Annotated in this window: 9 protein-coding genes; all 9 read left to right on the forward strand. The window is 64.2% G+C overall.

Features of this window, described 5'->3' with window-relative positions:
• On the forward strand, positions 1–505 hold a 505-nt coding region (locus tag EOA79_RS27440; RefSeq protein WP_164893964.1), incomplete at its 5' end, for a glycoside hydrolase family 3 N-terminal domain-containing protein.
• 63 nt (positions 506–568) lie between these two features.
• Complete coding sequence (locus EOA79_RS27445) at positions 569–1,369, forward strand: ScpA family protein (RefSeq protein WP_067329546.1); 801 nt, start codon at positions 569–571, stop codon at positions 1,367–1,369.
• Complete coding sequence (scpB, locus tag EOA79_RS27450; protein ID WP_067329549.1) at positions 1,366–2,121, forward strand: SMC-Scp complex subunit ScpB; 756 nt, start codon at positions 1,366–1,368, stop codon at positions 2,119–2,121. The genes EOA79_RS27445 and scpB overlap by 4 nt, the downstream gene beginning before the upstream one ends.
• Before the next feature lie 179 nt (positions 2,122–2,300).
• On the forward strand, positions 2,301–2,519 hold the full coding sequence (locus EOA79_RS27455; RefSeq protein ID WP_066999984.1) for a twin-arginine translocase TatA/TatE family subunit: 219 nt from the start codon (positions 2,301–2,303) through the stop codon (positions 2,517–2,519).
• 83 nt (positions 2,520–2,602) lie between these two features.
• Positions 2,603–3,346 carry a Sec-independent protein translocase protein TatB gene (tatB, locus tag EOA79_RS27460; RefSeq protein ID WP_095825611.1) on the forward strand — a complete coding sequence of 248 codons (744 nt, stop codon included), beginning with the start codon at positions 2,603–2,605 and terminating at the stop codon, positions 3,344–3,346.
• Positions 3,343–4,209, forward strand: a complete 867-nt coding sequence (gene tatC, locus EOA79_RS27465) for a twin-arginine translocase subunit TatC (protein WP_095778424.1) — start codon at positions 3,343–3,345, stop codon at positions 4,207–4,209. Before tatB ends, tatC begins: the two co-directional genes overlap by 4 nt.
• A gap of 109 nt (positions 4,210–4,318) precedes the next feature.
• A complete protein-coding gene (gene serS, locus EOA79_RS27470; protein ID WP_095825610.1) occupies positions 4,319–5,623 on the forward strand; it encodes a serine--tRNA ligase in 1,305 nt (434 codons plus the stop codon).
• Between the two features lie 4 nt (positions 5,624–5,627).
• Positions 5,628–6,386, forward strand: coding sequence for a 5'/3'-nucleotidase SurE (surE, locus tag EOA79_RS27475; RefSeq protein ID WP_095825609.1), 759 nt, complete (start codon positions 5,628–5,630; stop codon positions 6,384–6,386).
• Positions 6,383–7,036, forward strand: a complete 654-nt coding sequence (locus EOA79_RS27480; RefSeq protein WP_095825608.1) for a protein-L-isoaspartate(D-aspartate) O-methyltransferase — start codon at positions 6,383–6,385, stop codon at positions 7,034–7,036. Before surE ends, EOA79_RS27480 begins: the two co-directional genes overlap by 4 nt.
• The last annotated feature ends 23 nt before the right edge of the window (positions 7,037–7,059 follow it).

Below are 7,059 nucleotides of genomic sequence, written 5' to 3' on the forward strand. Positions count from 1 at the left end.
GCATATTCCCGGCCACGGCCGCGCCTTTGCCGATACGCATTTCGCGCTGCCGACGGTCGACACGCCCCTCGCCGAGTTGCGGCAACATGATTTCGCCCCGTTCAAGGCGCTCAACCACCTGCCGATGGCGATGACGGCGCATGTCGTCTACAGCGCGATCGACCCGGACAATCCGGCGACGACCTCGGCCAAGGTCGTCAACGAGGTGATCCGTGGCGAGATCGGCTTCGACGGGCTCCTGATGAGCGACGACACCTCGATGAAGGCACTTTCTGGGGATTTCCCGACAAAGGCGGCCGCGATCCTTGCGGCGGGCTGCGATCTCGTCCTTCACTGCAACGGCGTTTTCGAGGAAATGTCGGGGATCGCGTCGCGTACGACGGTGCTCGAAGGCAAGTCCTTGGCGAGAGCGGAGCGGGCGCTGGCCTATATAAAGGACCGCGACGTCGCGGACGAAAGCACCATACGCGCGGAATTCGCCACCTATTTCGACGCGGTGGCCTGAACCGAAGGGAAAGCAAGGCAAGTGGCGGAAACATTGGACAGCAAGGCCGCGAAGGCCGCACCGATGGACCGTCTGTGGGCCGAGAACGACGAGTCACGTCTGACCAGCGACCCGTCGCTGGTGGTCGATGTCGCCGGCTTCGAGGGCCCGCTCGATCTTCTGCTGCATCTGGCGCGCAACCAGAAGGTCGATCTCGCCCGCATCTCGATCCTGGCGCTCGCCGAGCAATATCTGGCCTTCATCGAGAAGGTGAGGGCGCTGAGATTGGAACTCGCGGCCGACTATCTGGTCATGGCGGCATGGCTTGCCTTCCTCAAGTCGAAGCTGTTGATCCCGAAACAGCCGGGCGAAGAGGGCGAGAGCGGCGAGGAACTGGCAGCGGTGCTGCAGTTCCGGCTGAAGCGGCTGGAGGCGATGCGTGATGCCGCTGCGCGGCTGGTCAACCGCAACCGGCTCGGCCGCGACGTCTTCGCGCGCGGCATGCCGGAAATGGTGATCGTCGAGAAGCGCAATGCCTATTCGGCCTCGCTCTACGATCTGCTGACCGCCTATGCGCAGCAGCGCCAGCGGCAGGCGATCAGCAACGTGACGATCGCCAGGCGCGCCGTATGGTCGCTGAAGGACGCACGCGACGTGCTGGCACGGCTGGTTGGAACGATTGGCGACTGGACGGCGCTCGACAGCTTCCTGATCCAATATCTGGCCGCGCCGGAAGAAAGGCGCACGGCAATCGCCAGTTCGTTCGCCGCGACACTCGAAATGGTGCGCGAGGGCAAGCTGGATCTGCGGCAGGATCAGGTCTTCGCGCCGATCTATCTGCGCGGCCGCGCACGAGGGGTCAAGGCAGTCGAGGTGGCATCATGAGTGAACGCGCCAACGCTTCGGTCATCCCGTTCAAGGTCGAGGTCGAACCGGAAGCCGAGATGGCCGAGCAGGGTTCTATCGAGAACCCCGCCGAGCGGCTGCAATTGTCGGAAGCAGTCCGCATGGCCGAGGCGATCATCTTCGCCAGCGCCGAGCCGGTCAGTGACAGGCAACTGGCGGCGCGCCTGCCCGAGGGCGTCAACATTGCGGCCGCAATGGCCGATCTGCAGGAAATCTACGCCAAGCGGGGGGTCAACCTGGTGCGGGTCGGCGACGCCTGGGCGTTCCGCACCGCCGGCGACCTGGCTTTCCTGATGAGCCGGGACTCGGTCCAGCAGAGAAAGCTCTCGCGCGCGGCGCTCGAAGTTCTGGCGATCATCGCCTATCACCAGCCGGTCACCCGCGCCGAGATCGAGGATATCAGGGGGGTCGAGACCTCGAAGGGCACGCTGGACACGCTGCTGGAGACGGAGTGGGTCAGGATGCGCGGCCGCCGCCGCACGCCCGGCCGTCCCGTGACCTACGGCACGACCGACGCTTTCCTCGATCACTTCGCGCTGGAGGAGATCCGCGACCTGCCCGGCATGGAAGAGCTGAAGGGCGCCGGATTGCTTTCGACGCGCATGCCGTCCAATTTCTCGATGCCGGTGCCACCGGCCGATCCGGACGCGCTGGCCGAGGACGAGGATGCGCTGACCGATATCGACCTCGAGGAGCTCGGATTGCTCACGCCGCGCGTCACCGAAGAGTGAGTGCGAAACCGATACGAATGGTTTATTAGCAGGGGCTGCGCGGATTCGTAGCAAGGCGCTCACGCCGAAAGTGCGTGACATCCGCTAGCCATTTTACCAACTTCATTGCGGTTGTGTTTGAATCCCCGAGCGAAAACGCATAGATCATCGCCGAGGGAAAACATTCGAGAGAGATTGTTATGGGTTCACTATCGATATGGCACTGGCTGATCGTTCTGGTCATCGTGCTGCTCCTGTTCGGCCGCGGCAAGCTGCCGGAGCTGATGGGCGACATGGCCAAGGGCATCAAGAGCTTCAAGAAGGGCATGGCTGAGGACGATACCGACGACAAGCGGACCGTCGAGCACCGCGCCGACGAGACCGTATCGCCGGGCAAGGAAAAGGTCAGCAAGAGCTGAGTCCGGTTGTTGCTTTGAGCATGTCGTTGTCCCAGAACCCTTTCGTGTTTTTGGGCGACAGGCTCTCGTTGGAATAGATTGCCATGTTCGAAGTCGGCTGGAGCGAGCTGCTGGTGATCGCGGTCGTCATGATCGTGGTCGTCGGGCCGAAGGATTTGCCCAACATGCTGCGCACGTTTGGCCGCACCGCGGCCAAATTGCGCGCCATGGCGGGCGACTTCCAGAAGCAGTTCAACGACGCCCTGAAGGAAGCCGAGCTTGACGATGTCAAGGACTCGGTCGACAGCCTTCGTGGGCTCAGCCCGATGAACGAAATCCGCAAGCAGCTCAATCCGTTCGAGCAGGCGGCGGCCGACGTTCGGGCCGGCGTCGATACGATGATGAAGCCCAAGCCGGCTTCCGATCAGGCGCCCTCGGATGCAACGACCCCGCAGCCTGCCGAGCCGCTGAAGAACGGCGCGACGGAGATCCCGGGCATCAACGGAACCGACGTCGCCCCGGCTGTGCCGATGTCCTCGCCAGCTGCGCCGATCTCCCCGGCCTTGAATGAGGCCTCCGTGACCACGCCCATTGCGGAGACCGCCGGGTCCGCCCAGCCGGCGAAAAAAGTGGCCGCGTCGAAGACGAAAGCCGCCGGTGCAGCAGCGAAAGCGGCATCGGCCAAGGCTCCGGCGCCTAAAGTCCCGGCAAAATCTGCACCGGCGGCGGCAAAGGCCGCAGCGCCTGCTAAGGAAGCGGCACCCAAGGTTGAGGCCAACCCCGCGGCGAAGAAGCCGGCCGTGAAAAAGGCCGCCGATGCCAAGAAGACGGCAGGAGCCGCCAAGTGAGCGTCTCGGACAAGGAGAGGGAAGAGATCGAAAAATCCTCGGCGCCGCTGATCGAGCACCTTGTCGAGCTGCGCCGGCGGCTGATCTGGTCGCTGGGCGGCTTCTTCATCGCCTTCCTCGCCTGCTTCTTCTTCGCCAAGCGCCTGTTCAACCTTCTGGTCGTCCCGTTCAAATGGGCGACGCAATGGGCTGGGCTCGACCCGCACAAGGTCGAGCTGATCTACACGGCGCCGCAGGAGTTCTTCTTCACCCAGGTGAAGCTCGCCATGTTCGGCGGCATGGTCATCGCTTTCCCGCTGATCGCCACGCAGATCTATAAATTCATCGCGCCGGGTCTTTACAAGAACGAACGCAGCGCCTTCCTGCCGTTCCTGATTGCGTCGCCCATCCTGTTCCTGATGGGCGCCTCGCTGGTCTATTTCTTCTTCACCCCGATGGTGATGTGGTTCTTCCTCGCCATGCAGCAGGTCGGCACCAACGACCAGGTGCAGATCTCCTTGCTGCCGAAGGTGTCGGAATATCTCAGCCTGATCATGACGCTGATCTTCTCCTTCGGCCTGGTGTTCCAGCTGCCGGTGGTGACTAGCCTGCTGACGCGCGTCGGCCTTCTGTCGTCGCAGGCGCTGGCCGAGAAGCGCAAATGGGCGATCGTCATTGCCTTCGTCGTCGCCGCGGTGTTGACCCCGCCCGATCCGATGAGCCAGATCGGCCTCGCTCTTCCGACCATCGTGCTCTACGAGGTCGCGATCTTCACTTCGCGCCTGATCGAGCGCAGCCGGGAGCGCGACCGTCTGGCGCGCGACAGGCAGGAAGAGGCAGGCAGCGCTGTCGCCGGAAAGACGCCGGACGCGCCGTCAACCTAGCGCTAAAACCTGGTCCCAGGCCTGAAAAACACGGCTGCCGGCTGCTGCTGTCTTGCATCGATCAGGGATGCGGTTTACGCCCTCGAACCTTACTCGAGGACGGAAAGCCATGCTTGACATCAAATGGATTCGCGACAACCCGAAGGCCCTTGTCGAAGCGCTGGTGAAGCGCTCGTGGTCTGCTGAGGACGCCCAGTCCGCCGTCGAAGATCTGATCGCCAGGGACGAGGAGCGGCGCACCCATCTCAGCGAATTGCAGGTCAAGCAGGAGCGCCGCAATGCCGCTTCGAAGGAGATCGGCAATGCCATGCGCTCGGGCGAGGCCGCGCTTGCTGAAAAGCTCAAGGCCGAGGTCGGCGAGATCAAGGCGTTCATCCAGAACGGCGAGGCGCGCGAGCGCGAGCTCGACCAGGCGCTGAACGACTCGCTTGCGGTCCTGCCCAACGTGCCGCTCGACGACGTGCCGGTCGGCAAGGACGAGCACGACAATGTCGTCAAGCGCGTCGTCGGCGATGTGCCGACCCGCCCGAACTGGGTGAAGGAGCATTTCGAGATCGGCGAAGCGCTCGGCATGATGGATTTCGAGCGTGCGGCGAAGCTGTCCGGCTCGCGCTTCACGGTGCTGAAGAGCCATCTGGCGCGCATGGAGCGCGCGCTCGGCCAGTTCATGATCGACCTGCACACGACAGAGCACGGCTATGAGGAGATCCAGCCGCCGCTGATGGTGCGCGACGAGGTTCTCTTCGGCACCAACCAGCTGCCGAAATTCGAACTGGACCTGTTCTTCACGCCGCATGGCGACGGACGGCTGGGCCTGATCCCAACCGCGGAAGTGCCGCTCACCAACCTGGTGCGCGAGGAGATCACGCCGCATGAGAAGCTGCCGCTGCGCTACACGGCGCTGACGCCGTGCTTCCGCTCGGAAGCGGGCTCGGCCGGCCGCGACACGCGCGGCATGCTGCGCCAGCACCAGTTCTACAAGGTCGAGCTGGTGTCGATCACCGACCAGGAAAGCTCGCTCGCCGAGCATGAGCGCATGACGCAATGCGCCGAGGAGGTGCTGAAGCGGCTCGGCCTGCCGTTCCGCACGGTGACGCTCTGCACCGGCGACATGGGCTTTGGCGCACGCAAGACCTACGACATCGAGGTCTGGCTGCCGGGCCAGAACGCCTATCGCGAAATCTCGTCCTGCTCGGTCTGCGGCGACTTCCAGGCGAGGCGTATGGATGCCCGCTACAAGGACAAGGACAGCAAGGGCAACCGCTTCGTGCACACGTTGAACGGCTCCGGCACCGCGGTCGGCCGCGCTCTCATCGCCGTCATCGAAAACTACCAGAATGAGGACGGCAGCGTAACCATTCCTGAAGTGCTGCGGCCTTACATGGGTGGTCTTGCCAAGATCGAATCGAAATGAGTTCATGCGCATCCTGCTGACCAATGACGACGGCATCCACGCCGAAGGCCTTGCGTCGCTCGAGCGCATCGCCCGAACGCTCTCGGATGACGTCTGGGTGGTGGCGCCCGAGCAGGACCAGTCCGGCTACGCGCATTCGCTTTCGATCTCGGAACCGCTCAGGCTGAGGAAGGTCGGCGAGAAGCATTTCGCAGTGCGCGGCACCCCCACCGACTGCGTCATCATGGGCACGAAGAAGATCCTCCCCGGGCCGCCTGACCTCATCCTTTCGGGGGTCAACTCCGGCGCCAACATCGCCGACGACGTTACTTATTCGGGCACGGTGGCCGGCGCAATGGAGGGGGCGCTGCTCGGTATCCGTTCGATCGCGGTCAGCCAGGCCTATTCCTATCTCGGCGAGGACCGCGTCGTCCCTTACGAGACGACCGAAGCGCTGGCGCCGGCGCTGCTCGAAAGGCTGATCGCAACGCCGCTGCCGGAAGGCGTGCTGCTCAACGTCAATTTCCCGAACTGCGCACCCGACGAAATCGAGGGCACGGTCGTCACCGCGCAGGGCAAGCTCGTGCACAGCCTTTGGGTCGACGAGCGCCGCGACGGTCGCGGTCTGCCTTATTACTGGCTGCGCTTCGGCCGGGAGCCGGTCGAAGGCAAAAAGGGCACCGATCTTTACGCGCTGCGCAACCGGCTGGTGTCGGTGACGCCGCTGCAGCTCGACCTCACCGCCCATGAACTCCGCGACCAGCTGACCAAGGCGCTGTCATGACCATGGCTATCGACGACCGTGAAGGTTTCGCCGCTTTCCTGCTGCGGCTGCGCGGCAGGGGCACGGCGCCGAAGGCACTGGTCGCTGCTTTCGAGGCGACTCCGCGGCGCGGCTTCCTATCCGCGCAGTTCCATTCGATGGCCTGGTCGGAAGGCATGCTGCCGATCGAATGCGGCGAGGCGATCGAGGGCGCGGACCTGCAGGCGGCGGTGGTTGCGGCTTTGGCCATCGAGCCGGGCAACCGCGTGCTCGAGATCGGCACCGGGTCCGGCTATACGGCAGCCGTGATGTCCAGGCTTGCCGCGCGAGTCGTCAGCGTCGACCGCTACAAGACCTTGACCGAGCAGGCAAAGCAGCGTTTCGAGGCGCTCGGCATCAGCAATGTCATCGTACGCCAGGCCGACGGCTCCAACGGCCTGCCCAACGAAGGGCCGTTCGACCGCATCATCGCCTGGGCGGCCTTCGACAGTCTTCCGCGCTTCCTGCTCGATCAATTGTCGAGCGGTGGCGTCGTCATCGCGCCGATCGGCCCGGAGGAGGGCGAGCAGGTGCTGGCCAAGCTCACCAAGGTCGGCAGCCGTTTCGAGCGCGAGGACATCGGCCTGGTCAGGCTGCAGCCGGTCCTGCGCAGCGTCGCCGCGGTGATCTAGCGCGCCAGCCCTGCGATCGACGG

It is taken from the genome of Mesorhizobium sp. M1A.F.Ca.IN.020.03.2.1, from assembly GCF_004023205.1.
GTDB lineage: Bacteria > Pseudomonadota > Alphaproteobacteria > Rhizobiales > Rhizobiaceae > Mesorhizobium.

Bases quoted from the DNA above. Each gene is read 5' to 3' on its own strand.
- EOA79_RS27445 (WP_067329546.1), top strand. From the start codon at position 569: ATGGACCGTCTGTGGGCCGAGAACGACGAGTCACGTCTGACCAGCGAC.
- surE (WP_095825609.1), top strand. From the start codon at position 5,628: ATGCGCATCCTGCTGACCAATGACGACGGCATCCACGCCGAAGGCCTT.
- EOA79_RS27480 (WP_095825608.1), top strand. From the start codon at position 6,383: ATGACCATGGCTATCGACGACCGTGAAGGTTTCGCCGCTTTCCTGCTG.
- EOA79_RS27455 (WP_066999984.1), top strand. From the start codon at position 2,301: ATGGGTTCACTATCGATATGGCACTGGCTGATCGTTCTGGTCATCGTG.
- tatB (WP_095825611.1), top strand. From the start codon at position 2,603: ATGTTCGAAGTCGGCTGGAGCGAGCTGCTGGTGATCGCGGTCGTCATG.
- scpB (WP_067329549.1), top strand. From the start codon at position 1,366: ATGAGTGAACGCGCCAACGCTTCGGTCATCCCGTTCAAGGTCGAGGTC.
- serS (WP_095825610.1), top strand. From the start codon at position 4,319: ATGCTTGACATCAAATGGATTCGCGACAACCCGAAGGCCCTTGTCGAA.